The sequence below is a fragment of the Streptomyces sp. NPDC059037 genome, assembly GCF_042740015.1.
Classification (GTDB): Bacteria; Actinomycetota; Actinomycetes; order Streptomycetales; family Streptomycetaceae; genus Streptomyces.
In genome coordinates, this window is record NZ_JBHYIG010000542.1 from 1 (window position 1) to 1,095 (window position 1,095).

Sequence of the window (1,095 nt, forward strand, 5' to 3'; positions counted from 1 at the left end):
TTCTTCTTCTGTGATTTCTCCATGAAACCGCCTTTCTAAAAGCTTTTCCTCTCCTTCCGTCAACACTAAACCCTCAAAGCCAAGGGTTGCTCTTACATATTTCATCCCTGTTTCAAAATCAATCTCTTGCATTACTACCCCCTCCTCTTTATCAAAAGCCCCTGCGGGTCATTTCCGCCCGTACGCCCCAATTTATTTGGTGCGTATAACTGGGCACTCCGTGATCCATGAGTAACCACAGATATTTTTAGCCATATTATGAATAAGCCCGTTTTGATGCACACTCAAAGGATGGGTTCATTCTACACTTTCGTTTGGCTTACTTTTCTTGTCAGATTCAACCCCAAAAGAACAGAGCACGAATACTAGGGTTTACTTATAGGTTCTTTCTTTTTCTCCGCTCCAAAACAAACTCGAACTTAAAAAATCGCCTTTAACCCCTTGATATAACTGACTTTCTCCGTTCATTTAGTAACGCAGCGTTCCTTTTCAATTGCACCCTTTTACAAAACAACTCAAATAAAGGGTGCAGTACTTAAAGGGCTTTAGCCTCGCTATAGCGAACCCTTTTTAAGGGGTGATTCGTGATGGATATGGGAGTTAAATTATCGTCAAAAGACGTCGCAAAACATCTCGGTATAGAGCCTGTGACCGTCCGCAAGTATGCAAGTATGCTTGAAGAACAAGGGTATTCATTCAATAAGGACTCAAAAGGATGGCGACTCTATACCGAGGATGACGTAAAGACTTTAGAGTATCTATGTACAATGACTAAAATCAATGGACACTCACTCGACGAAACGGTAAAGCATATAGCCAGCCTATATCGTTCAAAACTGACCATATCGGATACCGCTACATCGCTACAAGACAATCCTTTGATTGAATTCATGAAGCGACAGGAAGACTTCAACCGCCGCATGGCAGAACGGATGGAGCAATTCGAAAAGAGACAGCAAGAAAGGCACGAGACACTCACCGCTGCATTACGTGAGTCCCTTGAGACACAAAAAATGATCGCAGCCACCAAACAAAAAAAGTGGTGGAATTTTTGGAAGGGCAATTGATTGCCCGTTTTCACCGCTCTAATTCATT

1 protein-coding gene is annotated in these 1,095 nt (G+C 42.4%); it reads left to right on the forward strand.

Annotation, left to right across the window (positions count from 1 at the left end; all coding sequences use genetic code 11):
• The first annotated feature begins 587 nt into the window (after positions 1-587).
• Positions 588-1,067 carry a DUF3967 domain-containing protein gene (locus ACFWY6_RS45530; protein WP_384703833.1) on the forward strand — a complete coding sequence of 160 codons (480 nt, stop codon included), beginning with the start codon at positions 588-590 and terminating at the stop codon, positions 1,065-1,067.
• Positions 1,068-1,095 lie beyond the last annotated feature (28 nt).

Coding starts and splice junctions, on each gene's coding strand:
- ACFWY6_RS45530 (WP_384703833.1), top strand. CDS start 588: ATGGATATGGGAGTTAAATTATCGTCAAAAGACGTCGCAAAACATCTC.